Annotated in this window: 36 protein-coding genes; 6 read left to right on the top strand and 30 right to left on the bottom strand. The window is 49.1% G+C overall.

What is annotated here, in order from left to right; genetic code table 11:
• Positions 1-2: 2 nt before the first annotated feature.
• The 5 genes from LY85_RS18550 to LY85_RS18530 all read left to right on the top strand — a co-directional run bounded on the left by LY85_RS18550 (position 3) and on the right by LY85_RS18530 (position 4,136).
• The gene (locus LY85_RS18550) at positions 3-200 is read left to right on the top strand and encodes a hypothetical protein (RefSeq protein WP_141827835.1); all 198 of its coding nucleotides are present in this window, start codon (positions 3-5) and stop codon (positions 198-200) included.
• Between the two features lie 166 nt (positions 201-366).
• Positions 367-615, top strand: a complete 249-nt coding sequence (locus tag LY85_RS18545) for a helix-turn-helix domain-containing protein (protein WP_185741287.1) — start codon at positions 367-369, stop codon at positions 613-615.
• Entirely contained in the window at positions 608-2,470 is a 1,863-nt protein-coding gene (locus tag LY85_RS18540) for an N-6 DNA methylase (RefSeq protein WP_141827833.1), read from the top strand. Before LY85_RS18545 ends, LY85_RS18540 begins: the two co-directional genes overlap by 8 nt.
• Positions 2,463-3,506 carry a restriction endonuclease subunit S gene (locus LY85_RS18535; RefSeq protein ID WP_141827832.1) on the top strand — a complete coding sequence of 348 codons (1,044 nt, stop codon included), beginning with the start codon at positions 2,463-2,465 and terminating at the stop codon, positions 3,504-3,506. The genes LY85_RS18540 and LY85_RS18535 overlap by 8 nt, the downstream gene beginning before the upstream one ends.
• Before the next feature lie 339 nt (positions 3,507-3,845).
• Positions 3,846-4,136: a hypothetical protein gene (locus tag LY85_RS18530; protein WP_141827831.1), complete on the top strand. Its 291-nt coding sequence runs from the start codon at positions 3,846-3,848 to the stop codon at positions 4,134-4,136.
• 228 nt (positions 4,137-4,364) lie between these two features.
• Here LY85_RS18530 and LY85_RS19415 read toward each other — a convergent pair whose 3' ends face one another.
• The 15 genes from LY85_RS19415 to LY85_RS18460 form a co-directional block, all read right to left on the bottom strand.
• On the bottom strand, positions 4,365-4,535 hold the full coding sequence (locus LY85_RS19415) for a hypothetical protein (RefSeq protein WP_185741097.1): 171 nt from the start codon (positions 4,533-4,535) through the stop codon (positions 4,365-4,367).
• A 105-nt stretch (positions 4,536-4,640) separates the two neighbouring features.
• Positions 4,641-4,976, bottom strand: coding sequence for a hypothetical protein (locus LY85_RS19805; RefSeq protein WP_347562408.1), 336 nt, complete (start codon positions 4,974-4,976; stop codon positions 4,641-4,643).
• A 31-nt stretch (positions 4,977-5,007) separates the two neighbouring features.
• Complete coding sequence (locus LY85_RS18520; protein ID WP_141825651.1) at positions 5,008-5,289, bottom strand: hypothetical protein; 282 nt, start codon at positions 5,287-5,289, stop codon at positions 5,008-5,010.
• A gap of 13 nt (positions 5,290-5,302) precedes the next feature.
• Positions 5,303-6,142, bottom strand: a complete 840-nt coding sequence (locus LY85_RS18515; protein WP_141825650.1) for a GH25 family lysozyme — start codon at positions 6,140-6,142, stop codon at positions 5,303-5,305.
• Positions 6,139-6,279: an XkdX family protein gene (locus LY85_RS18510; protein WP_141825649.1), complete on the bottom strand. Its 141-nt coding sequence runs from the start codon at positions 6,277-6,279 to the stop codon at positions 6,139-6,141. The genes LY85_RS18515 and LY85_RS18510 overlap by 4 nt, the downstream gene beginning before the upstream one ends.
• Complete coding sequence (locus LY85_RS18505; RefSeq protein ID WP_141825648.1) at positions 6,279-6,644, bottom strand: M3 family oligoendopeptidase; 366 nt, start codon at positions 6,642-6,644, stop codon at positions 6,279-6,281. The genes LY85_RS18510 and LY85_RS18505 overlap by 1 nt, the downstream gene beginning before the upstream one ends.
• Before the next feature lie 8 nt (positions 6,645-6,652).
• Positions 6,653-7,753: a DUF6273 domain-containing protein gene (locus LY85_RS18500; RefSeq protein ID WP_141825647.1), complete on the bottom strand. Its 1,101-nt coding sequence runs from the start codon at positions 7,751-7,753 to the stop codon at positions 6,653-6,655.
• On the bottom strand, positions 7,750-8,208 hold the full coding sequence (locus tag LY85_RS18495) for a hypothetical protein (protein ID WP_141827830.1): 459 nt from the start codon (positions 8,206-8,208) through the stop codon (positions 7,750-7,752). The genes LY85_RS18500 and LY85_RS18495 overlap by 4 nt, the downstream gene beginning before the upstream one ends.
• A complete protein-coding gene (locus LY85_RS18490) occupies positions 8,205-8,765 on the bottom strand; it encodes a putative phage tail protein (protein ID WP_141827829.1) in 561 nt (186 codons plus the stop codon). The genes LY85_RS18495 and LY85_RS18490 overlap by 4 nt, the downstream gene beginning before the upstream one ends.
• Positions 8,765-9,844 carry a baseplate J/gp47 family protein gene (locus tag LY85_RS18485; RefSeq protein ID WP_141827828.1) on the bottom strand — a complete coding sequence of 360 codons (1,080 nt, stop codon included), beginning with the start codon at positions 9,842-9,844 and terminating at the stop codon, positions 8,765-8,767. The genes LY85_RS18490 and LY85_RS18485 overlap by 1 nt, the downstream gene beginning before the upstream one ends.
• On the bottom strand, positions 9,837-10,226 hold the full coding sequence (locus LY85_RS18480) for a DUF2634 domain-containing protein (protein WP_141827827.1): 390 nt from the start codon (positions 10,224-10,226) through the stop codon (positions 9,837-9,839). Before LY85_RS18480 ends, LY85_RS18485 begins: the two co-directional genes overlap by 8 nt.
• A complete protein-coding gene (locus LY85_RS18475) occupies positions 10,223-10,465 on the bottom strand; it encodes a hypothetical protein (RefSeq protein WP_141827826.1) in 243 nt (80 codons plus the stop codon). The genes LY85_RS18480 and LY85_RS18475 overlap by 4 nt, the downstream gene beginning before the upstream one ends.
• 14 nt (positions 10,466-10,479) lie before the next feature.
• Positions 10,480-11,430 (bottom strand): hypothetical protein, encoded by a 951-nt coding sequence (locus LY85_RS18470; protein WP_141827825.1) that lies wholly within the window; start codon positions 11,428-11,430, stop codon positions 10,480-10,482.
• 4 nt (positions 11,431-11,434) lie between these two features.
• On the bottom strand, positions 11,435-12,247 hold the full coding sequence (locus LY85_RS18465; RefSeq protein ID WP_141827824.1) for a hypothetical protein: 813 nt from the start codon (positions 12,245-12,247) through the stop codon (positions 11,435-11,437).
• On the bottom strand, positions 12,247-13,707 hold the full coding sequence (locus LY85_RS18460; RefSeq protein WP_141827823.1) for a hypothetical protein: 1,461 nt from the start codon (positions 13,705-13,707) through the stop codon (positions 12,247-12,249). The genes LY85_RS18465 and LY85_RS18460 overlap by 1 nt, the downstream gene beginning before the upstream one ends.
• Positions 13,708-13,768: 61 nt before the next feature.
• Here LY85_RS18460 and LY85_RS18455 point away from each other — a divergent pair, with 61 nt between their 5' ends.
• A complete protein-coding gene (locus tag LY85_RS18455; protein WP_141827822.1) occupies positions 13,769-13,948 on the top strand; it encodes a hypothetical protein in 180 nt (59 codons plus the stop codon).
• 29 nt (positions 13,949-13,977) lie between these two features.
• Here LY85_RS18455 and LY85_RS19410 read toward each other — a convergent pair whose 3' ends face one another.
• The 15 genes from LY85_RS19410 to LY85_RS18385 all read right to left on the bottom strand — a co-directional run bounded on the left by LY85_RS19410 (position 13,978) and on the right by LY85_RS18385 (position 24,448).
• The gene (locus tag LY85_RS19410; protein ID WP_185741286.1) at positions 13,978-14,124 is read right to left on the bottom strand and encodes a hypothetical protein; all 147 of its coding nucleotides are present in this window, start codon (positions 14,122-14,124) and stop codon (positions 13,978-13,980) included.
• Positions 14,125-14,153: 29 nt separating this feature from the next.
• Entirely contained in the window at positions 14,154-14,543 is a 390-nt protein-coding gene (locus LY85_RS18450; RefSeq protein ID WP_141827821.1) for a hypothetical protein, read from the bottom strand.
• Positions 14,544-14,613: 70 nt separating this feature from the next.
• Positions 14,614-15,054: a phage tail tube protein gene (locus tag LY85_RS18445; protein WP_141827820.1), complete on the bottom strand. Its 441-nt coding sequence runs from the start codon at positions 15,052-15,054 to the stop codon at positions 14,614-14,616.
• A gap of 14 nt (positions 15,055-15,068) precedes the next feature.
• Entirely contained in the window at positions 15,069-16,373 is a 1,305-nt protein-coding gene (locus LY85_RS18440) for a phage tail sheath N-terminal beta-sandwich domain-containing protein (RefSeq protein WP_141827819.1), read from the bottom strand.
• Positions 16,370-16,879: a DUF6838 family protein gene (locus LY85_RS18435; RefSeq protein WP_141827818.1), complete on the bottom strand. Its 510-nt coding sequence runs from the start codon at positions 16,877-16,879 to the stop codon at positions 16,370-16,372. The genes LY85_RS18440 and LY85_RS18435 overlap by 4 nt, the downstream gene beginning before the upstream one ends.
• A gap of 1 nt (position 16,880) precedes the next feature.
• Positions 16,881-17,303, bottom strand: a complete 423-nt coding sequence (locus tag LY85_RS18430) for an HK97 gp10 family phage protein (RefSeq protein ID WP_141827817.1) — start codon at positions 17,301-17,303, stop codon at positions 16,881-16,883.
• A complete protein-coding gene (locus LY85_RS18425) occupies positions 17,300-17,662 on the bottom strand; it encodes a hypothetical protein (protein WP_141827816.1) in 363 nt (120 codons plus the stop codon). Before LY85_RS18425 ends, LY85_RS18430 begins: the two co-directional genes overlap by 4 nt.
• Before the next feature lie 9 nt (positions 17,663-17,671).
• On the bottom strand, positions 17,672-18,082 hold the full coding sequence (locus LY85_RS18420; protein ID WP_141827815.1) for a hypothetical protein: 411 nt from the start codon (positions 18,080-18,082) through the stop codon (positions 17,672-17,674).
• Positions 18,060-18,320, bottom strand: coding sequence for a hypothetical protein (locus LY85_RS18415; protein WP_141827814.1), 261 nt, complete (start codon positions 18,318-18,320; stop codon positions 18,060-18,062). Before LY85_RS18415 ends, LY85_RS18420 begins: the two co-directional genes overlap by 23 nt.
• 13 nt (positions 18,321-18,333) lie before the next feature.
• Positions 18,334-19,275: a hypothetical protein gene (locus LY85_RS18410; RefSeq protein ID WP_141827813.1), complete on the bottom strand. Its 942-nt coding sequence runs from the start codon at positions 19,273-19,275 to the stop codon at positions 18,334-18,336.
• Positions 19,276-19,291: 16 nt separating this feature from the next.
• Complete coding sequence (locus tag LY85_RS18405) at positions 19,292-19,855, bottom strand: phage scaffolding protein (RefSeq protein ID WP_141827812.1); 564 nt, start codon at positions 19,853-19,855, stop codon at positions 19,292-19,294.
• A 116-nt stretch (positions 19,856-19,971) separates the two neighbouring features.
• Positions 19,972-21,030, bottom strand: a complete 1,059-nt coding sequence (locus tag LY85_RS18400; protein ID WP_141827811.1) for a minor capsid protein — start codon at positions 21,028-21,030, stop codon at positions 19,972-19,974.
• Positions 21,027-22,625: a phage portal protein gene (locus tag LY85_RS18395; protein ID WP_141827810.1), complete on the bottom strand. Its 1,599-nt coding sequence runs from the start codon at positions 22,623-22,625 to the stop codon at positions 21,027-21,029. The genes LY85_RS18400 and LY85_RS18395 overlap by 4 nt, the downstream gene beginning before the upstream one ends.
• Before the next feature lie 4 nt (positions 22,626-22,629).
• Entirely contained in the window at positions 22,630-23,910 is a 1,281-nt protein-coding gene (locus LY85_RS18390) for a PBSX family phage terminase large subunit (protein ID WP_141827809.1), read from the bottom strand.
• Positions 23,873-24,448 (bottom strand): terminase small subunit, encoded by a 576-nt coding sequence (locus tag LY85_RS18385; protein WP_141827808.1) that lies wholly within the window; start codon positions 24,446-24,448, stop codon positions 23,873-23,875. Before LY85_RS18385 ends, LY85_RS18390 begins: the two co-directional genes overlap by 38 nt.
• Between the last annotated feature and the right edge of the window lie 84 nt (positions 24,449-24,532).

Here is a 24,532-nt window from a genome sequence, read left to right as displayed (position 1 = left end):
CGATGGAAAAGTCTAAGGAACCACAGAATCCATATGATGTAGAATTACCGCAGTCAATTATTGAATCCTTTGCCCGATTCCTCGTGCCTGAGATATGCAAGTTTTACGACAGTGAACAGGGACAAAAGGAGTTTGCCGAATGGCAGAAAACGCTGGAGCAGAGCGAAAAAATGATTAATAAAACAAGGGTTAAGGAATAACTCCTTACCCTTGTTTTATTATGAAAAAGTCCTTGACGCTATAATAATTTATAGTATAATAATTTTAAAACCAATTTTATTTTAATATAAATTATTATAGAAGGATGGTGATACTTCTGTGTTAGATAAGTCAATAGAATTGTTTGGCTCGAAGGAGTATCGCTTTTTGAGTTGGTTGGAACGTCACGAGCAGAAAACCTCACGAGGGACAGTTATTAACTTCTCGCAAGAGGAAATCGCTACTGAGTATGGTAGCAGTCCTGCCACTATAAATAGATGGATTCAAGCGTTACAATCGGCTAATTGTGTGGAGCAAAAGAAAAAGGGCAGTTACAGCATCACAAAAACTGGACATGCAGTAATTACCAAAATGGAAGAAATTGAAAAAATTCTTGGGGGAAAGAAAAATGGCTAAGGTAATATATCGTACTGAAGATGAAGTTAGAGATAGTGCAAAGATTATCTTAGGCTTTGATAGGGCTGAAGCGAAAATAAAACAAGGCACAGGGCAAATCACAACGTTTAATCAGCTGGGATTCAAAGGTGTAAATGATAAACCTGATGGATGGTATCTGCCGGAAGATCATAATTCTCCAGCTATCATACTGGAAACAAAGTCAGAATCGGAGGACATTTCCCTTAAAAAATGGGTCAATGAGTTGATTAAGAATTGTAATATTGCATTGACACAATATAAACAGGTTGTAGGCATTTTATTTAATGGTAATGAAAACAGGGTTTTTCTTAACAATTTAGAGATTCCTAATCCTGCAAGTGAGCTTCAAGAAAAGTCATATTATATTTCTCTGTTTACACAAAATACAATTGATAAGCAGCGTATTTATAACCTAACAAAGCGCATAAACGATTGCCTTCACACAGAGTTCGGGATCAAAAATTTGTATCATAGAATGATATTTACTGCGTGCGCATTGGTTGCAAAAAGATATGGTGCTATGCTGATAAAAGGTATGGGGTTCACTTTGATGAAAAACTCCATTTTAAGCACACTTTCCAAATCGCTTGAAGAAAGCCGAAAACAAAACTTAAAACTCGATTTACTGACAGAAGTCTATTCTGAAATCAAAATGAACAACACCACCAATCAAGAAGCTATTGATAACTTTATTGAATGGATTGTTGAAATATCTAATTGCGTTAACTCTGACTACTGGAATGGCGAAGATGTAATGGGTATCTTTTTCAATGAATTTAACCGTTATAAAAAGAAATCCGAAAGTGGACAGGTTTTTACACCGGATCATATTACATCGTTTATGTATCGCCTCATTGAAGTCAATCAGAATGACATTGTATTAGACGCTGCTTGCGGTTCAGGTGCTTTTCTTGTCAAATCTATGTGTAACATGATAAAAGAGTCCGGTGGCTTAAAATCCAAAAAAGCTCAAATTATTAAGGATGTGCAACTATATGGTATAGAATTTGACAGAGAGATATATGCCTTAGCCTGTGCCAATATGCTTATTCACAAGGATGGCAAAACTAACCTAGAACAGTTAGATTCAAGGACTCAGGAAGCTTGCGACTGGATGAAATCCAAAAGTTTTGAAATGGATAAGAAAGGGGATTTCAAGAAGGACGAGAACGGTAATTATTTGTTATTGAAAAAACATATTACTAAGGTTCTAATGAATCCTCCATTTGAGCGAAAATATGGTTGTCTCACTATCGTAAACAATGTTTTGGAAAGTGTCCCGGAACATACGATGTGTGCTTTTGTTTTACCAGACAAAAAGCTAGAAAAGGACAATGGAAAAAAGCTGTTGAAGCACAGCAGACTTAAAAAAATAATCAAACTACCGGAGAAAGTGTTTTCGGAAGGTGTAACAACTTCTGTGTTCGTTTTTGAAGCAGGGGTGCCACAGAATAATCAAGAAATATTTGCTTGTTACATACAAGAGGATGGGCTTGAAACAGTTAAAAATCAAGGCCGTCAGGATATAAAAGATAGATGGCAAAGTATCGAAGATGAATGGGTTGAAATCATTCGGAAGCAATCAGGTGATGAAACAATTCAATGGATAAAGCCCTCTGAGCATTTGAGTTATCAAAAGCCTGAAAAACCGTTTGAAATTTCAGATGAAGATTTTACAAAGACTATGATGGACTATCTTATGTTTAAAGAAGGTATAGATGTAAAAGAGTTCAGTGAGAAGCTTGTAAACAAAGTAATGTACGAAAGCAGTATTTCTGCTGATGATAAAGCTGTCTCTATTTCGTTGAAAAGTGAGGCAAAGCCCAATGAGTAAAATTGATACAAGTAATTGGGAACACTTTCCTATAAGTTTATTTTTCAATATTGCTAAAGGAACTAGACTAACGAAAGCTGATATGAAGGAAGGTACCATTAGGTTTATTGGGGCAAGTTCGGTCAATAATGGTATTACTGCTTATATTTCAAATGATGAGCACTTACATTCCAAAAACACAATTACTGTCACTTATAATGGTTCTATAGGAGAAGCATTTTACCAGGATGAAAGATTTTGGGCTTCAGATGATGTAAACATTCTATATCCGAAATTTCAAATGAACAAAAGCATTGCAATGTTCTTTATTCCACTAATAAAAAAGGTCGGAAAACAATATGCATTTATTGACAAATGGAAGAAAGAGGATATGGAGAATGAGTTTATAAAAGTGCCTGTTGACTTAACTGGTAATCCGGATTTTGCGTATATGGAGTCATATATGCAAAACTTAGAAACCGAAGTCAGCGCTTCGCTAATAAAGCTACAGTCAGCGAGGCAATCACGAAACTCAAATATTGATATTTCTAAATGGAAATTATTTCACTTATATGATATTTTTGAAATTGATTCTGGAACAAAACTGGACAAGGTAAAGATGGACACCTCTCTTATTGAAATAGATTTTGTTGGAAGGTCAAATTTTAATAATGGCATAACTGAAAAAGTCAAAAAGATAGATGGATTGGTTCCGTATGAACCGGGAAACTTAACACTGGCTTTAGGTGGTGCTTATCTCGGAGCGTGCTTCGTGCAGGAAAATCAATTTTACACAAGCCAAAATGTTGTCGTACTTATTCCTAAAGTGAAGATTTCTTTCTGGGCAAAGCAATTTATTGCTACGGCAATTTTCAAAGAAAGTCAAAACAACTATCAGGCTTTTATAAAAGAACTAAATGCACATATAAAAAGGGATTTTTCTATAAAACTTCCTGCAACGCCGGAAGGTATGCCAGATTATGATTATATGGCTACCTACATGAAAAAAATGGAGTCAAAAGCGGAACATACGCTCAATTCTTTAAAGACTTTATAGCTTCATCAAACGCTTCGTTGACCAAACTACAGTTACAAAAGAAGACTCGAAACGTTAATTTTTAAAAGGCAAAAGAGCAGCCAAGGCTTAACCCTTGACCGCTCTTTCTTGTTGTTGGCATTACAACCACACCGTTACGGCAAAGCCGCCTTTGAAAAAGTAGGTGTTCGTGTAATGTCCATTTGGTGGAGATGACGAGAGTCGAACTCTATTAAAAGTCATGTTTATAGCCGTTTTCTTAATCACGCCTACCAAAACGCCTACTTTAATACACATACCTAAACATTTTTATTGCAATTCTTCGTTCAATCGCTCATAATAATTCGCGGAGGCGATTTGATGAATTTTCACGAACAAGGAGCAATACCCGGAATTATGTATTTTCAAAACAATAATGAATTTACGGGAGGCGTGGACAACAGGGGAACCGATTTGAAGCAGTTCAGGTATAGAATTTCCCCGTCCCAAAATACGATGACCGCGGAGGTCTGGTACGGTCCTTTCTGCCACGATAAAAGCGAAATAATCGATACCAGAGAATTCATAATGGACAATGAAAACCTAGAAGATATGATAAACTGGCTTGAAGAAAAATATACAACCATGATCGTTCATGGTGCAGATTCATGACCCGCGAATTAATGATGATCATAATGGTCATTTCCGCCGTATTGCTTGCTATCGGCCTGTCCCGTATCGTAATATGGGTGTCACATCGGGTCCGCAAGCCCGAAGCGGCCTGTATGATCAGTGCATTACTCGGGGTAGTCTTGTCTATTATTTTGATGGCTCTGGCGTACTGGGTGCTACCGGCGGTGAGTAGGGCGACGATGTGCCGGGAGTGGCGGTGTAAATGCTCTATCTTTTCCACTTCCACGCCATGTACTGTTCCATCAGATCATGGGTGGACAGGTTGTTTTCCTTTGCCCACTCTATCATAAGTTTGCGTAGCTTCGGGAAGCCGCTGCCGAACGGATCGACAATTAGCCGTACTCGTTTATCATAGCGTTTCCAATCTTCAGCATTCACGTTATAACCACCTTATCAATATTCTTTTGATAATATTATACTACAGAATTTGACAAGGCTGTGTGAAAAAAGCCCACCGGTTAATCCGATGCCCTTTCGTTAAGTCTATTCTGTTTTCTCGCTCCCGGACAGCGCCGCATCCGTCTTAACCTCCGCGGCCTGATCTGCTCCGGTCTGTGCGGCTTCAGCGGGTGCGGGGTCAACCGTTCCAATAATCGGCGCACTGAGCTGCGTGATCGATGCCGCCCCGGCGCTGGCAGCATCCACGAGGCCCTCACCGATGATGTAGGCTACGACGGTTGCACCGGCCATAATCAATGCAGTGATCTGCGTCGCCTGCGCCTCGGTGCCACCCAGGGCGACGACAAGCAACGCGGCAAACGATACGATTGCCGCCCACAGTTTCCGGGATGTAAGTTTCCGTTTCCAATCGATTTTCATATGTATCCTTCTTTCCTGCCGGGTTGACCGGCTATTTTAATATAAGTGCCAGTATTGCAGTTACCAACCCTCCGGCCAGTGTCGTAATAATCGCTTTTGTAAGCCAGTCCCATTTTTGCCCGGGCTGAGCGGTGATAGCTTTGACGTCTGATTTTATCTCTTTGACGTCGCTGTCCAGCCCGTCCACCTTTGTGCTGACTGTCGCTACTGCTGCCGTCAGGCTGCGGATGTCTTTGATTTCCTGCTCCATGCCATCAATACGGTGGTGAGCTGATTTCGCGCTGTCCAATGCCTCCTGTGCAATATCCGTCATGTTTTACCCTCGCTTATATAATATTCACCACAAACTGCTTGTCACCGTTAACATAGATTCCCGTGCCTGTACCCGGCTCACCCACGGCCACAATGTAGTACAGCCAATCGTCGCCCTGGGTAACACGGTGCAGAATTGTTACGACGCCCGGCGTACCGTCGGTAACACGTGGGGCTTCTTTTGTTGTGATTTTGACCTGATACGCCTTCCCGTGCTCAAGAGTAATTGGCATTGTGGTGTCGCAAGTGTAAGATTTGACCCCAAAGTCCCGATAAGACACATCCATATCAAGTCCATTGCTGGTAACACCGTCTGCCTCGCCATCACTCGCATACTGCCACATGTCGCACAGCGCGGACCGGTCGGTATTGTCCGGCGTCGCCTTGCTGTACCATGCCATCCAGATCGGGATGCCTGCAGCCTTGATACGGGCGACGTCAAGATACTTGGCAACGTACAGCCAATTGTAATTGCTGTAGATCATTGGCTGGTATCCGGCAGCCTTAATCCTCGCGCAGAAGTCAAGCACCATGTCGGTCAGCTTGTCCCGGCCCATTGAAAGCAGATCGTTGTGCTCCACGTCCACGGCGACCGGCCACGTAATCCGATATGGCTTAATTGCTGCCAGACAATCCCGTACCTGATCGGATACGCTCCCCGTGCGGAGGAAGTGATATACCCCGATCGGCAACCCTGCGGAAATCGCGGCCGCAGCGTTGGCCTTGAAACATGGGTCTATGTAGTTGACTCCCTCGGTCGCCTTGAGCATCACATACTGGATACCGGCTGCCTTGACGCGCTTGAAATCAGGACTCCCCTGATACCTGGCAATGTCAATTCCTTTTATCATCATGCGAATTCCTCCCCTGTAATCGTCTGAAACTGCTCCGGTGTAATCTGGCCGTATGGATTGCTGTCAGTCTTTACGGCCTGCCGGAGCTGATCGATCGTTACCCACTTGCGGGTAAAAGCAAGTGACCAAAATGCCATCAGGATGCACCTCCTTTCGCCGCGATATTTTCAAGTTGTAACTGCGCCACGGTCGCGCCCAGCGTGTCTACTGTGGAATTAAGCTGCATATTATCCAGCTGGAGCTGTGCGGCTGTCTGACCTAAGATATCATTCTCGGCCTGTAATTCATTGATTTTTTGCAGCAATTCCGGGTTGATAATCTCGATTGAATTGATGATGAACCAGTAATGGTACTTGCTATCCTCCTGCCACTCCCGGAATGGCGACACGTTGTACCGCTTATCGCCGTCCTCAATGACAGAGCCGTAAGATCGCTCCGTGTCGCTCTGAATCATAAGGACTTCCGTCCACACGTTGTTAAGATTAATATAATTAGTTATCATAATTCACCTCACAGTACGGTATAACAGCCGTTACCATCGACCGATAGCGAGCAGAGGACGGAAGAATCAAGGACGCAGAGCGGGCGAACGCCATATGTCCCACCGTTGTACGCATCGACATACGACTGTGCACCAGCGGTATTTACGGCCCTAACTATGCTTGTATAACTGGTCGATGTGGAACTGTGCGGAGTGCGGAGCAAATAGTTTGCTACTGGACTTGAAATCCGACTCGCATCATCTGAAAAGGCTGAAAGCTGTGTCCCTTCCGTATATCCAAATCCCGTATATCCAACCTCGGTTCCAGATGGTAGCCATATCCTTGCGGTGATCGTTTCGGTCCCGCCGCCGTCTAACGAAGGGATTCCGACCGTGACCGTTTTGGTTTTAAGGTAGTTTTTTTCTTTTGTACTGAATCCGTTGAGGAAGCCCGCCTTCGAGCTGTAGGGGTTCGCCGAAACAACGCTTGTGCTATCTGGGGCTTGATCTGCTGAGTGTTGCGCAGTGTACCATGAGCCAGCACCCGCATCAGAGTTAAGCCATTGATGGATATTGCTGTACTTATATCTATTGTTTCCTTTACTTTGACGGTTGGAATCGCTATTCAAAGGTTCCATCGCGTCAAAAGCATATGTACCCACCACTCCGTTTGAAATCAGAGTGATATCATTACCCGATTTATTGACTATCTTTTGTACAATCGGGTTTCCGGACGGATTTCCGGAAACAGAACCAAACTTAATTTTTGTTCCGACCGGAAAACTCCCCAGCGTATATCCGGCTTGCGGCGTCATGGTCGCAACACAATACTCGGTCTGGTATTCGTGCTTGCTGTTATACGAAAACGCACGATAATAATACTGTGTGCCGTTCTCCAAACCAGTGTCGGTGTACGTCTGCGCAGTTCCTTGATATATCTTCGTACCGTCACCCGGCTTCGCAGGATAACTGCCGGTCTTGCGGACAATCAGCACACCGGCGAAATTTTCATCAGCCGGGTTGCTCCATGTGAGTTTTACGGACGCGGCTCCAATAGTTGCATAAAAATTGCTTATTTGGGCGGGAAGCGTTCCGTAGCCGCCCCCGCCCTGCGCTGTATTAATAATCAAGATACATCCCCCCTGATGGTTACTGCAATCGGTATGTCAATCTCAGGCTTATCTCCGTCCGCCAGCAATGTAATGCTGTCCGTACCCTGCCCGCCACCACGTATCAGAGCAGCCCGCCACGCCGCCCACTGCGCCGCTGTTGCATCCGTTGTCGGCTGGACCTCTATGCGAGTCGGCTCCGGCTTCGCGCCCGCTACAGTGACCGTCTGGCTATATGGGGCCTCGCCGCCCGTCCAACCGGATGCCGGGAGGGTTGCGGTGGCGAGGGTGGATTTGGTGGCGGCGGCGGTGATCTTGTCGTGATCCGCTTGGGTGACGTGAGCGACGGCGTCGGCTTCGTGAGCGGAGAGGATGGAATCTTGCGCTTCAAACTCGGCGTTTGCCTCCTGTATTCTTTCATTAAAATTCGCTCGCGTTGCACCGTCTGTGCCCTGAAATTCTGTAATCGCGCTCAAATCCATTCCCCCTTTTCTAAATCAGTCATTGTCAGGTTTTTAGCGTCCAGTTGGTCGAATGTAAGGTTTTGTATGTCCAGTTCGTCCCATATCAGATAGAGGTACGCGATATCCAGCAGCATATTGGCCGGGATCTTTTCATATGCCGTTGCTATGAGCGGGTTTAAATCCGCAATCCGGGATTCCCCGCGGTATCGGATTTTCACGGTATATCCGTCGACAAGCACATCAACTTCCAGCCCCATATAAGCTTCCACAATGGCTTTTAAGGTCTGCAAATTGATAGGCGGCTTAGTCATCAGCTTCGCTTTGAGCGCATCCCTGCGGGCCTGTAGAGTGGCGTTCATCGGAGCGTTTACGCCCAGCATCTTTTCCCACCGGGCGCAGCCGTCTTCGTCCGCCGTGGATACACTTTTGTTATCGGCCATGCTCTTAACAATCGCGGACAGCTTGTCGATCTGGATATTGATCGTTCCGGCCAGTGCGTCTACCTCGACCACTTTCTGAAACGGTTCGGGCAAATAAGCTTTGTAGTCTGCTGGATCGTCATAAAACATCAGCTTGCTACCTCCGTAACTGTAACCGCCCCGACTGTCGGCACCTGATAGTTGTCATAAGTCTTGTTGAGCGCGATATTGGCCGAAGCCCCATTCATTGTGACGGTTCCCACATCCATGATCTGGTCGCTGCAATTGAGAATCGCTGCCACCAATTTTGCATAGAATACGGTTTCATCGGTGAAGCCAATGGACTCTATGTAATTGGTAATGGTCTGCTCTACAATCGGCTGAACGATTGCAAAGCTTGACTCGGGCCGGATTTTTATCTCTGCATCCACATTCACCGGTAAATCGGTCGAGGTTCCTACGGTTACTGTGTGCCCGATCGGGGCGATTCCGCTACCGTTCGCCCCCATAAGGTTTTGCACATCGTTGATCAGCGTTTGCGTCGCCCGGTTTCCCTGTTCGTCACCGATAATCAGTCCGACATTCCCCGGGCCCTGCGACACAGCGCTAAATACCTTTACGGAACCCACGCCGTCGATGGAAAGCGTTTTTTCCTCATAGTCCGCGATATTTCCGCCGTAGGGAGAACGCCGGGCGGCGGCATTGAAGCGCTCCCGTAGGCTGTCGTCGGTTTCTTCATCCCTTGCGGGAACCAAAGGCGCTGGAAGCAGCTCTGCACTGCCCAAGCCGTTAATATTGTCTTCCGGCAGAATCACACCGCTATAGGCGTTCCCCTGGGTGCCGATCTGCTCACAGGTTGCCTTAAACTGCCCCGTGGCAATCTTTTCAATCAGTTTAAATTTCAGGTCATTAACCCCGAACCGGCTGCCGATCGGAACATCCATCGCGTCGCCGGAAGAATCCAGCGTGTTGATCTGCCGGACAGAATAAGTCGCCGCATCTCTATCAATTCCGAAATCGCTGCAGACACGGGTAAGCCATTCCGCTTCTGCTGTGTCCGCAAAGAGCAGATTTGTAAGATACCCGATCATATACGCCTGCTGAGCGCAGAGAAAGGCACAGGGGGCAAGCGTGTTATAAATAACGCTCCCCTCGCGCTTGTCGAGCGTGTCCGGAACCCGGTCAAGCATTTCCTGCAGCAGGGCGTCATACTCATAGTTTTCAGCCAACCGTAACACTCCTTTCCCCCTGAAAATCACCAAATATGGAATTGACCGTGAATGTCACAAGGGCAGTTTCACGGTCAAAGTCAATATTAAAATCAGATATTCCGGTAATCCTGTCATCCTCTGCCAAAGTTTCGCGTATCCTTCGTTCGAGGTCCCCGCGAATATATTCACGGTCCGCACCGATCAGGTCTTTGGTTTCCACGCCATAATCAGTCGAGTAGATTTCATACTCGAACCGTTCTGTTGAAAGAAGCAGTTTAACGGCCTGTGCCACCGCGTCGACTCCGTCCAATATCCCCTCGATACGTTTATCTCTGATCTGATAGGTTTTGGAAGGGTGAAAGCTTTCTGTATCGCTGCCGTAGGTCTTCAATACACTCATCCCAGCACCCCCAGCAATGCATACCGCTGCCCGCCCTGCTTCTGCAGCAGTGACACGCGCTTTCCGACGGTGACGGTAGTCCCCTGCGGGACATCAACCATATCAATCGGTATGGGCATAGGCTTTGTATCGATTTTTACAGTAGACCCGCCCCAGGTGCCGTAAACAAGATCGGCCGGCTGGTAGTTCTGCAAGTAACTTTCAACAATCTGCTTTACCGCAGTATGTAAATAATCCATTATTTCAACTCCTATCAGGATGAAGATACACCGGAAAATATCAAGTCAAGTTTCATGGAATGGGAATCTTTCTTGAATTCGTGAGTGCAGGCATCTACCACCGCCCATTTGTCGATCCCGGCATCTGAGATAAGCGCTCGTATGCTGTTCCCGGCAAAAATTCGATTGTCCCCCATGCACTCAATGCTGAGTTTTTCCGTTTCCCGGTTCTTGACCGATAGTAGGCGGTTTGCTCGTGAAGCAAGCTGCGTATCGTTCAGATCGGCGGATACCTTGTCATAGATCATCAGCTTGCCCCATTTGGCGATGCTGGTGCTATCCTGAGAGACATACACGTTCCGAACACCCTTTTCGCTGTCGTCTTTCGCGACCTTGACGTAATTATAAGTATCGTCGTCGATGGACTTTTCATAATCGAAATCCTTCGCAAGCGACCCGTCGCCGATCACAATCGGCAGACGTAGGTTATACACATCTCGCAGCTCCAGCGCGCCGAAATTGTCCCGGAACACATACCAATAGCCGTTTGCAATTAAGTTGTCCTGGATGGACTGATAGACCATATCCAGGCGGGTTTTGTTGTCAAACAGATATTTCCCAAGCTTAACCTCAGTGCTTTCAATCGTACCAAGCCGGATACGGTCTCCGCAATCCAATGCAACGGTGTTCACCCAGTCTGACAGAGTGGTTACAGGGCGCATAAGGGAGTTGCTGCCTTTGAAATACCGGAGTTGATCGTAGCAGGTGCAGGAATATTTCTTTCCGCTTTGCTTTGTATTGAACAGCCAGCCATAAAATATATTGGATCCATCATGCTGGAAAGTCGCCACGGTGCCATTTGCATATCTTCCGGCCTTTGCTACCGGGTATTCAAAGGTCAGCTTTCCGGGTCCGTCATTCCATCGGGTTTCATGCTTGACAGCTCCGGCGATCTCCGAAATATCCTGATTATTTACAAGGAGCATACGATCACACCATTCCTCGTTTTGGGCTGCTACTTGACGACGAAATAAAATTATTAACTGCTTTTTTCATAGAATTAAAAATATCAATAGTCCATTTTTCCGATTCGGTTTGATCTCCCAATACAGCGCTTGTAGTGGCCATCCCGTTAATTTTATATGCCGTACCAGATTTAGCAGTGTTCGGATTTGTAAGAGGCTTTCCCGTTTTAGGCTCTATAAGATATTTTTCTCCCGTTTTCCAATCTGTTCGGGAAGTAAACGGATTACTATACAACCCTGTTTCCTTGGTTTTGCTATCGGTTTTAGTTCCCACACCCGTCTTTTTGAAACTTTTATACACGTCACTACTTTTCTTAATCGTTACCTTCGGAGGAATCGGAATCTTTCCCGGTCGTGCCACATAAGGTATATCCGTTGTTTTAACTCCGACCGGCTTATATTCTTCGAGCCGGAATGTAACATCGTATACTCCCGGTTCCTTTTCTTCTTTGGTATAGCCTTTAAACCATGCGAGCACAGAGATGTTTGCTGACGGATAATTCTTGTTGGTTACCACCAGCCGCGACGGGTCTTTAGCGTTGTCAAGCAACGAATCACAAGCTTTCATAATTTCAGAGGCACGCCACATATTGTATTTTGAGGATTCACTTAGTTCGGCTTCAATCTCCCATGTTTTCGGATTGCGGCTGTCCGGAACGTTGAATTTCCCGCCTCCTACACTGTCATAGCTGGACAGTTCACGTCCATTTTCATCGCGTACAGATGCAGCCGTATAGAGGGAAAATCCGCCAAAGCTGATATAATACTGTGAGCTCATCAGTAATTCCCTCCCCCGGTCACTCCGGCCGCTTCGGTAATCATCCCTGCCAACTGCCGGTTGATCTCCTGCACGTCAGCCTTTTCCGTGATATTTTGATTCTGGACCGTAAAGATCGGTTCGACTTTTGTTGCGTTGAATGAAGCAAAAAATTTCGCAGTCGATGCTTCAAACACATATTTCAGGTTTTCTTTCTCGATCTCCACAGTACCGGAGACCTTAATGGGGTCCTTGTTTGTAACGGTCGTGTCGACATTCGGAGAGAGGCCGGCTGCTTTTTGGTCAGCAGCATATTTTTGGGCGGCTTGCGCCGTTGTAAGTGCTTCTGCCGATTTTTTCAGTTCATCGTTCTGGCTGTTTAAAGACGTTGCAAGCCCTATTGTTGCGGCGGCTCCCGCAATAAGCGCAGCGGCTGTAATCCATCTTCCAGCCACGATGCTCATCGTTATTCCGGTCACCTCTGAAATAGTTCGTGCGAGGCTCATTGCTGTATTAAACACAACAAGAGCAGTAACAACCCCGCCTATAGTTGGGATTAAAAAGCCTGCGTTTTGCGCAACCCATGAGAGTCCATTCGCAAGGGCATTTGTTCCCTTTGACATCGTTGTGAAAAAAGGTTGAAATTTTCCTGCGTCCATATCAGCGTTTAGGCGTTGAAAAGTTTGAGAAAGCCCTTGAACTGCCCCAGTAGATTCATCCCCAAGGGCAGACATCAGATTTGACTTAAAAAGCTGCATTTGGACTGTCAGGCCTTTAAAGTTTGCATCTACTACACCCTGCGTCGCGCCAAAACGGTTAAACACCTGGTTCAGATAATTGATGGTCCCTGAGATATCTCCTTTTTGAGCAAATTTCTGGATTTGCTCCGCAGACACGCCGTTCATATTGAACCGGTTTTTCAAAGACATCGTCTGCCCGGTCATAACCTCTTTCAGAGCAAACACCGCACCCTCTGCCCCTTGCTCCGGGTTGAACATATACAGGCGCTGCGTCAGGTTTAAAAGCTGCTGAAGCTGATTCACGTCATGCGTAAAGGCCAAAAAAGAAGTAGTTGCACTTGATAAGTTCTCACGGTCAAGAGCAGATTTTTTAGCGTAAGCTGTGACGAAGTTGTATAGATCGGTTCCCACTTGTTGATTTTTTAGCAAGGACTGAAACGTTGTTCTCTGAACCTGTTGCTTTGAACCGGTTTGAATGGACTCCCACAGGAACCCAAACGCTTTTCTGACGAGGTATACTGTAGAAACAAGTGTGGTTAATCTTCCAACCAAACCGTTAACCCCCGCTTGAGCAAGCGACGCGGCAGGAGAAGTATTTCTGAGCGTATCGTTCAGCGACTTCGCTTCTTTTTCAGCGTTTCCCGTCGCCTTCCCGCCTTCCTCTGCGGAGCGCACAATTTTAGACATAGTTGCTGTATACTCGTCGGTCAGGCGCATAATGGATTCAAGCGTATTTGCCAAGGTATCACCCCTTTACATGGCGGGTTTAATGTGATATTCTAAATAAAAGGAGTTGGGTCTGATGATAAAAGTAAAACAAATATCTGAAAATAAAAACGAAAAAGCAGAAAAAGCTTTAGCCGATTTTTTAAATCAAATCGGAGAGGACAAAATAGTTAATATTGTGGCTTCTCCAGATGCAATCATGGCTCGTTCTCCAATAACCCCCACCACTTTATACACGGTAATCTACAGGGACTAAGCGGCAGGCTAACCACCTGCCGCTTTTATTTATCTTTCTTTCATATGCTTCGCCGCCACAAGGTCGCTCGCGACCAGAAAGGCCCGCTGCCTCGTCAGATCGACAAGCTGAAAGTTGAGGAAAGCTGCCGGAAGAATGTCATGGTTTTGGAAAATCATGTGCGCATAAGCCCACATGCCATCACCCTGGCCCCGGCAACTTTCCTCTATGCGTTTTTTGCGGTTTCAACATCCTTGGAATACTCGGCCGCCGTTGTTGTCAACTTACTATACTCGTCGATAAGTACCGCCATTTCGGAATCAGTGAACAAGGCCAGCGCCGCGTCATAAGGCTCCATGATCTTTTTACCGGTTTTCTCAGCAAGTGCATCCTGCAGTTCCTTGTTCCTGAGATTCGGCGTCACGAGCGATTCGGCGACATTCGGCATCATAGACAGTCCGGCGGGGACGCCTCTCTGGTCCGCGAACACAGCGCAATTGATTCCTTCCTGCGCAGTGAGCGCCCGCATCTCAAATTCCCCGTCAAATGCCGGGAGTCGAAACTTTACGTTCGGCTTGCGGTGCGGACGCAGAAACGATTCAAGTGTTTTATCCATATTGGTTCTCCTTAATGGTAATGTTATTGTTATTTCGTCCTGCCCCTCTATTTGAGGGCGGAACGGATATTCATAAGACATCAAAGTCGTCGAACGTATACGAGGTATCCAGTTTCTGCGCGTCGTTGCTGGAATCGTCCAGCGCGCCGAACGGGATGTTTGCCGGGATAGCGCCAGTCATGACAACCTCAACCCTTTCTGAATTGCTTGTCTCAGGGTCGGAATAATACTGCAGCTCAATGTCAGGGACGTCACCGCCGTTTTTATAGTCCCTCCATGCTTTGATGAACTCTGCCGTGACCTGGTAATATGACATGTCTCCGGTACCTTTAAGGCCCCGGACTGCGTGTTGCTGCATCCGGTCGCCGAGGAATTTCTTTTCTTCAACAATCGGCTCCAATTTGCCTGTGATTTTCGCGATCCGGAAAGCATCCAGACGGGAGCCATTCAAATTGAAATATGCCTTGCCGTCGCCCCCGGAAGGAACGTCCTGTAATCTTTGCTTATTCAATCCTTATCCCTCCTTTATGCCACTGCTTGGGCCGCCAGAGACGTCACAGCGACCTGAATTTTATCGGTCGTATCAACTACTTGAACGTCGACCGTCGCCGTGATGGCGTCACTTTCAGTTCCTATGTCAATCGTCACATCATCGGCTGTGAAATCCTCGATGTACTCGGGTTTAACATAGTTCTCTGTAATGAGTTTGACAACCATCGCCTTGATCTGCTGCCTCCCATTTTTATGGTTGCGAATCTTGCCAACCGCTTTCGTGTCGAGCAGCTTCTGGATATTCATAGCGATATTATCAAGTGTCCTCATAATCAACCCTTTATGGAAATCTTCCGGCTGATCATCCGTGTAAGTCGTCAGGCTGTTGATATCGTACAGGACCGCAGGAATGCCGTACAAAAGGGTAAACAGTATTTCCCCAGCCTGTGTACGGGATTCCATCTGCTCACGGGTTAAGTGCGGGTTAACGTCCGTCCAGCCTGTCAGACTGTTGTAATGCGTTAGGCTCCCGGTTATCCCCTGCTTTGCAATCAGGCCGGCCAATGTTGCGCAAGCCTCCCGAGCCGTCAGCGCGTAGTTCTCAGTGACTCCGCCGACTGTGGAATTGTAGACAGCAACATTATTCGCTGCAATACCACTCATAACTGCCTGAATCATATTGTTCTTTTTCCGCTGCTCCGCGACAAAGGCACGCAATTTGGTAATTGTGTCTGGCGTACTGCCCGTATAGCACAGTACGTTAAGCTCATGTTTTTCCAGCTCGGTAATAAGCAGGTCTACCGTACCGGGCTGAATCGTACCGTTTGCTCCGTTGGTCAATTTTACCGTAGCTGCCGCCAGAGTACCTTCTCCGGTAATGCTGAGGAAATCATTTGGCTGAAATTCACTCGGTTCCGAAACGATCTGCGAATCGACTTCAATAGACCCGAGCAGAGTCTTGATAATCCATTGCTCCCCACTCGCTGTTACGGTCACTGTAATATCATTGCCGCGGGTGCCGACATACTTCGCTGTCGCCGTGACATCTGCTGCCAATGTTCCGGATGCCTGTACCCCTCCGGCTGTGTTGGACCGGTAAAGGATCAGCTTGTCAGCATAATTCAGTACCTCGTTAATAAGCTTCATACCGGCGCCGGTAAAATCACTGCGCTTGTAGCCGAGGCTGTACAGCGTGTCGTTCCCGGAATTGATTTCCGCCAAAATGCCGCCCCAATTGAGCTCCAGCGGCATAGCGACAATCCCGGTCGAAACGAGCTGCGTCGGACGCGCCCCGGCTTTCACCGTTACCTGCGTGCCGGGCAAAATTTGTATACTCATGGAATAACCTCCGTTTCTGCTTTTCTAATAATCTGATCCGCTTCCTGGATAACCGGGGCTTCTTCGTCAGTTGGAACGCTTTGCTCCGCAGCCGTGATGTTTCCGGTGATATGCCCGAGGCTGTCCGTAGTGTCAGACGCCTTATCCCGGAGCCGGAACGTGCCGATATCACTATCCAGCCGGTCCAGTGAGAGCAGGAGAAACAGCGCGTGATTGATCTCCGCGCGGTCCGCAGAATCGGCAGGGATATAGGTAATCTCCACACTAAACCGATACTGGTTTGTATCTGCAAGCATCTGTCGGTTCGTCTGGCCGTACAGATTCACGCCGAGCTCCGGGGGCTTGACACCGGAGGTTCTGTTTCCAATATCCACCTTGGAATCCGGGAACAGCACGGCAACCGCGGAAGCGGCGGCAATCAGCACATGGTCTTCCAGCGTCAGAGCGTTGGCTTTGCGCCGAGCGGCCAGCGCCGGATTGAACAAAATGTTTTTCGGTATGCCCAAATCACCATCCGCCTTTCTGCTTCACTCGCTGAATTTCCTCGTTAAAAATAGCAGGGGCAGCCTCTTTCGCGGCCTCCTGCCCCTGCTCCAACATACGCCGTCCCTCAACATAACCGACCGTTTCATGACGGTGGTTTACCAGCCTGTGGCCATTGTTGACATAGCCGGAGTAGTACACGTTGTTGTAATATCGGCTTTCATGGCCATTACCGACTTTACGGGTGCCGCCGTTGTGCCAGTTTTTTCGGAGCGTGCCGCCCACCTTGCCGCTGCCCTTTGGGTACTGCCCGACCGGCGTGTTTTTGATTGTAATCTCCATGCCCTTGGCATTCATCCTTGACAGCGTCCTCTGAGCACTCTCATCGAGGTCTGCCCCGAGCTGCTTCAGGGCGGCCATATAAGTTGAAAAATCCATCGTACTCATGCGATATCCACCCCCGACAGCGGCACGGCGTTACAAAACGTCCGATGAAATGGCTTTCCGGCCAGACCTTTAAGGGTCTGGCCGTTGTGCTGCACCGTCACCGCGTCGCCACCGTGCAGGATAACCGCCGTGTCGACTTCCAGCGTAAAGACCGGCTCCGTCAGGGCGGCCGCCTCGCTGGTGTCGAGTGTCGGCGCGTTTTTCTGTACCAGGTGACAGACGATATTTTCATAGACCTTCTGGGGCTCCGTGGTCTGCTCTTCCTCGTTGTCTACCTCGCGGGTAACGGTTGCCGTGTCACTCCAAAGGGATTGCACGGCTGCTTTGCCGCTTGCCACAATGTTAGCCGGTAAATTCATGTTCTCACCTCAAAAGAGCGTCCGGAAGCCGTCCATAATCCGGATGTTGTTGGCGCTTACGCTGTTCAATGCCGCCGCCCGGTTGACTGTGGTTGACACGCTGGATGATGCACCGCCGAACTGGATGGAGGTGTCCCCGTCCGAAATGGACTTGATCGCTCCCGGCGTGGAATTGCTGGTAGACATGGCGTAAGATTCCGCCGTGCTGTTGTTCATAAGAGCGGTCGCAATCTCAACCCACGGGTATTTCAGCACGCCCGGAACCTCCTGAATGTTCTGCGGTAATGTGCAGTATTCCAACATGATCGGTTTGGCCTCGTCGATGTAGGACTGAATGGCGACATCGTCCAGCCCCGCAGGAATTGTTTGTGGGCGGGACCGGATCACAGCGAGAATATCACTTGCCTGTATTGCCATCATCCTCACCGGCTTCCGGGGCGGCTGGCGGCTCCTTGCCTGCCGCAGGTTTCTTCGGCTTCTTTTCCAGTTTCTCCGGGGCGGCTGGCGGCTCCTTGCCTGCCGCAGGTTTCTTCGGCTTCTTTTCCAGTTTCTCCGGGGCGGCTGGCGGGGTATAGACCTCGAACCCCTCCCCGGTATACTTTGTTACCTGAGTATCGTCCACAAGTAAGACCATACCTCTGCGTTTTACGTACGTCATAGATCAGACCTCCTTAAGCCTGTGCGGTCGCGGCGGTGTGGATGTAAACGCCCGCAGTGTCGTTGTCGTTGACAATCAGGTCGTGATGCAGGCGGTAAAAGATATCGTATGCGTCCGCACTCTGGTTGACGTCCGGCGTGACGATCTTGTCAGCGTTGCGCTTGATTACGCCGCGCAGTGATGCCTTGCGGGCATACAGGAAATTGATCGGCTTGTTGCCCGTAATAGTGACAAAACCGCCCGCGGTCTGGCCTGTGGTCTTGCCGTCGTTGAGCTGGATGAGGCTGTTAAAACGTCCCTGCGGCACCTTGATGATCGGCGTAATGCCGTCCAGCGATTCAATCCGCCGGTCGATGTTGGTATTGGACTGTCCCACATCAATTCTGCGGGAAATCTTGGAATCGGATTTCAGCATCTTGTAAACCGTGTTGGTGACGTACAGGACGCGGCCCTCTTCCGGGACCTCCTTCTCGTTCATCGCCGCTTCGGCAGCGTCGAACAGATCGAGAATGCTGTCGGAGGCCGTGAGGTCCTTGCTCACTACCGCTGCAAGCGTGCCGGAACGTGTGGCCGCTGCATAGATTTCTGCGAAACGTACAGCGTCGATCTCCGGTACCTCTTTCGTGCGCACGTACTCGGACGACACGCGGCGGTAAAGGTCAAATGCGACCTCGTCGTTGTCGATCACGTCGATACGGAACTTCCGGCCGCGGTCGTACTGCAGGGTGTGTTCCTCCCAGGTCACGCCGGCGGAACCCTGAACATAGCCGTTATCCCGGTCATAGGTCCCGGCGCCGTCCACGGACACTTTGGGCAGCTTGATTTTGTTGGTCCCGACGAACTGTGTGGCAAGCGCGGAGTCATCCAGATCAGACGTCTTGGACACCTGCTTGTAAATCAGGTCGAGAATTGGGATAAATTTTGTTACCTTTTCAGAGAAAGTATTGATAGGCATAAGTAAATATCACTCCTTAATTTGTCGTAGGCAAAGTAACGCCTGCCTCGGTCGCCCACTTTGCCATGTCATCTTTGTTCTCTTTCGGAGGTTTCCCGCCAACCGGAGGAGGCGGGTTCTGCGACTGAGCCTCACCGAACAGATACGAGGCATCTTTCTTAAGCTGTTCAAGTTGCTCGTTCAGGCCGAGCACATTCTCGCCGTCCAGGCTGATTTTGGATTCGTCCAGCAGAGCACGGGCCGCTTTGGTATTCTTTGCCTGGGCACCCAGCAGGGCGGATTCAATCTTGCTGTCGAGCGTAACCTTCTTGAGGTTAGCCTCATATTCAGACTTTGCCGTTTTGTTCGCCGCCTGAAGGTCTGTGATCTGCTTTTTCAGATCCTCGTTGTCCCCGGATGACTTTTTGAGCGTTTCAAGCTGCTTGTCACGGTCGCCGATCTGCTTTTGCAAATCTGCAAGCGTGGTTTTCGACGCCTCGGACGCCGATTTCAGTTCATTGATGTCCTTGCCGTTCTCGGCCATGATTTTTTCTATGGCTTCATCGGCAATGCCGAGGTCTTTCAGAAATTTGCGTTCCATATGAATCCTTTCTGCGGCTACGCTTTTTTACGAGGTCGCGCCTCGCGCCGCTCTGCCGATTACGCCCGCAGTCGGCGAAATGGTATAAAAAACGCCCTACCGCGAGGCGGGACGAATTAAACAATATTGTTTTCCTTGGCCCACTCGTCGTAAGTCTGCGCCGCAGTCGGCGCACTCTTACCCGTTACCGGGTCGCGGGACATGCGCTGGCCTATGATTCCGGCGGCCTCGGCAATGTAAGGCGCCGTGGTGCACCGGCAATTCACATGGAAGGACGGGTGATTGACGCCTTCGACCGCTTTTTCTACTGGGTAATGTTTTCCGTCTTGCGGTGCGCAGATTTCACAGGTGGCTTTGTCAAGCGTGGCGACGATCTCATACTCGTCAAGACCATCATCCCGATACGCCTGTAAATGTGCCTGATTTACCGCGTGAGCCGACTCGTTGTACAGTAGCCGGTACGCCTCGTACTTTTTACCGGTTCCGCCCGGCGTACCGTCCGGGTTAGTACGGACCGCGCCGATTACCTTTTGCAGCTCAGCGGCGAAGTCCTGCGGCGGTCGGCCGGTAACGAACATGTTGTTTAAGGTCTGCCGGATGCGGAAGCCTGTGTCGATATCCTGCCGCCAGATCCGTGTTGATATGTCCATACCCTGAACCGGCTGTGCAAGGACCTTGCGGATTGCTTCGTTGCCCGGCGCAGAATACTGGAACTGAAAGCCCGTGTACTGCTCAATGTCGAACAGGCGGCGGTAATACTCTTCGGTGTAGACGCCCGCCGCCGTGCTCTCAATCTGCCGCCGCTGCTCCTGATAGAGTTTTTGCAATGCTCCATCGCACTGAGTTAAAAGCGCCTCGTAGCGGGTGATCCGCGCCTTAACGGACAGGTTATCAACCTGAAGATTAAACGTGCCAATGGAATCTTTGGCGAGCTGCTCGAATTCATCCAGACTATCCCGAAACTCCCGCAATTCCGAGAGAGAAAGAACTTTCTGCGCCTCGTCCAGCGTGATGCTGTTGTTTTTGGCGTACCGGGCGTAAAAGCGGAAAACAGTATCATTCAGATCACGCTTGGCCTGCTCAAATGAGGCTATGAGATCGGGGAGCTGACCGTTTACGGCGTGTTCCATGCGGCCTATGCTGTCGACGGCCCTTTTCTCCCAATAGTTGCTCATGCGGCACCGCCATCATTTGCGTTCGGCTCCGGCTTACCGGGCGGCTGTTTCTGCCCCGGAGCGCCCGCCTGCTGGTTATATTGATCGAGCAGGTTCTTCTCCCGCTCCTGCTGTTCCTTTTCGATCTGCGCGCGCTCAGCCTGCCAATCATCAATCAGCGGGTGTACTTTGGTTTTGGTTTCGTCCGACATGACCGTGTCCGGTGTCTGTGCAATGATCTGCGAGGTTTCAACCGCGTTCTGCGGCTTCGTGCGCTTCCACGTTTGCACAAACTGCTTTGTTTCATCTACACCGAGATAGTGCAGGATCGCCCGGAGGAACTCGTCAATCGAGGACCGGAATTCCGCTTCCATGAGCCCGGCCTTTTCTTCCAACTCCCCGTACAAAAATGAGATATACACACCGGACTGATTGCCGACGGTATCGGGAGCCGGGTCAACAGCTTTGGCCGCAATCCAGAATTCTTTGTCGAGGATTTCGAGCAGCTTTGAGCGGGCCTCATACGGGACCTCGCCGTGGACAGCTTCCAAACCGCCCTTGTCATCGACGCTAACCCACTTTCTGGCCTTCAACATCTGTAAAAGGTCGATCGGCTTTGAAATCGGGTTGCCCTCGGCATCCGCCAGCGGCTTGCCTGTCTTCTCGTCGTAAGCCGGAGCCGACTGCTGTCCGGAATAATTCTTGATTACCCAGATGATTTCCTGCAGATCGTCCACGTCGTTACAGAATCCCGAAATAACTTTTTCCTCTGCGTCTATAATGTCTTTGTACATTGGCAGATCGGGCAGGAGCGCCGCTTTGTTGCGAAATTCAATAAATGGGATCCTGCCGTAGGCGTGCTGCTGGACGTTGTACTCGCCGCCAGGGAGAGCTTCAAAGTCAATCGCTGGGGCCGGATTTCCCGACGTCGCCAGAGGGCGAACGAGATATGCAACCTCGTTGTCATCCCAAAACTCATACCGCGTAACTGGGTTACCCCCGGCGTCCAGGTAGAAATAACAGTGGATCAGGTATTTCAGACGTTTTTTCACCGTGGACCGGTCGTAGATCGGCCAGACCGTCAGAGGATTGATGAACCAATAATCAAGCGGACCTCTTACGTCATTTTTCTGCGGATACCAATAGGTCAACCACGCCCGGCCAGTGTTTGAGGCGTCAATACCGAGTTGCTTGACCACCTTCGCCCATTGCGTCCCGATCGCATCGTTTACGCGCTGCAGCAATGCCTCGTCCGGATTGGCTTTCTGTTCCGGTTTCTTACCAAACAGTTTCCCGAGTAATCCCGGCTTTTTCTTCTGGACTGTTTCGTCTGCTGGCAAGTCAAATGATGGAGGCGTAGAAAACAGGTATCCGGCTTTCTGGTCCACAACAATGCTGTGCAGATTCAGGCCGACGCGATTGTCTGCGCTGTGCAACGGATTGGCGCCTTTCTTCTTCAAAAAGTCATTGACATCGTGGATCGCCGCCGCTCCGGTGTTCTTGATCTTGCCATTGTTGTCATAGTAGTCGAATCCTTCCTGTGCCTGTTTGCAAAAGGCTGCGTAATCCTGCTGCGTGTTCTCAATAAATTTTCGGATTGCTGCAAGGTCCTGCAAAGTTTCACCACCCTCCTATCGTTGTGCCGCCGCGGTGCATCTCGTCTTCTAATGCATAACGGCAGGCGTCTATCGTATGGTTATCCCGGTCTGGATACCCGGCCTTGAAATTTCCGTTTGCGTCCCGGTCCAGCTCGTAACCGTAAAACTCTCGCCAAGTGTTCGGGCATCGGTCCGGGTCGATAATGATTTCCTCAATCTCTTCTGCAAGCCACTTGACGCCGTAGTCCACGCTGTCCGGACCTTTGCGGGCGCCTCGGATGTGAACACCAGCCTCGCGATAATCCGCAATGCTCTTCGGCTCCGCGCTATCCGCCGTAACCTCCTGATTCAGAGGATTGTGCCGCTTCACCAACCGTGCAGACGCCGCGTTGCTCAATCGGACTTGATAGATTTCATCGAAAATATACAGCCGTCGGCGCGTCTTATCGTACTGGCAGGACACATAGGCGAATGGGTCAGATGCATAGCCCCAGTCGAGCCCTCGCCGGATGTGGTCGAAGTGTTTGATCTCCTCGTCGATGATGGTCCGGTGAGTCAAGTTTGTGAAGACCTCTGCACCGGTCCCGGTGATCTCTCCGAGATACTCATGCCGGTACGCTTCCGGCTTGACGGATTTCAGGTGCTCTGCATCGGCTATGAACTGCTCCCCGAGCCATGCCCGCGGCACCGTAAGGTAATTGCTATGGTGCTGAAGCATGTTGGGCGCCGAAAACTCGACCGGATCATTTACCCAGTTGCGCTGCGACTTTGGCGGGTTATAAGTATAGAACACCGTAAACTGCTCGCCGCCGCGTACAACCGACTGCCGAATGCTGCGGATTTTTTCGGAACCTTCGAATTCGTCCAGCTCTTCAAACCAGAGGTATTTAATATAGCCCTTCGATACCTTGATAGACTTGGACTTTTTAACCTTGTCAGCCCCGCGAAACAAAATCATCTGCCCTGTTGGGATATAAGTCAGGCGCAGCGGAGAAATGGTATCTTTCCATAACCCTGCTACGCCCAGTTTATCGATCGCCCATAAGAGCTGCTCATAAACACTGTCATGCAAATTTTCTTTATACCGGCGAAACGCAACGGCATTTGTCATTTTCCCTGCCGTACCATCCCGCATCATGCCAAGGATAATCTCGCAGCTCGCAAACGATGATTTTGTCGAGCCACGACCGCCGTCGAGTTTATAATAAGTGTGCTGCCCAGCTACAATATCCTGATGCACAGGATAAAACGCTGGCGCGATGATATCAGTCAGGCGGACTGTCGGCTTTTGGTATGTCGTCAACAATGGTCACCCCAACATCCCCGTTCAGATTCACATTATCTGTAAACAGGCCCAACCGACGTCCAAGCAGTTCCAGCGCTTTCAATTTGTCGGCCAGCTTTATTTCACGTTCAACACCTTCCCCATCGGACGTAGGAATCGTTTTAACTTTAACCGATGCAATGGCGGCGGTATCATCACGGCATGAACCTGATTTAATCGTTGCGCTGTCAAAGTTGATTACATCCTCTGCATTTACGAACGCCACCTTTGCGAGCTCCCGGACCACTCGATCAGCGGTCACGCCGGTTCTTTTCGACTGCTCCGCCAATGCGGTATCTATGCGCGCGCGAATTTCAGGTTTTTCAAGGTTTTCTCCCCCAATTGCACCTGCGCTGTTGGGGCTGTACCCGGCGCGAATAGCTGCCTGTGTGGCGTTCAGATCAATTAAGTATTCCTCGCAGAACTTTTTTTGTTTTGCTGTCAATCTGGCTGACACTATTCTCACCCCGCAATCTGTTTTTCCAATACCGGTCTGCACGTTTCTCAGCCGGTCCATATACTTTCGCGTTGAAATCAGGTCTGTAATGATAATGTTTCATAACGGCCCTCTCAAGGCATAAATAAAAGCGTACCGTCGAAG

The sequence above is a fragment of the Clostridium sp. KNHs216 genome (genome assembly GCF_006714885.1).
In the GTDB taxonomy this organism is placed as follows: domain Bacteria; phylum Bacillota; class Clostridia; order Oscillospirales; family Acutalibacteraceae; genus Caproiciproducens.
Note: the sequence above shows the minus strand (reverse complement) of the source record. Positions and strands in the feature narration are given on the sequence as shown.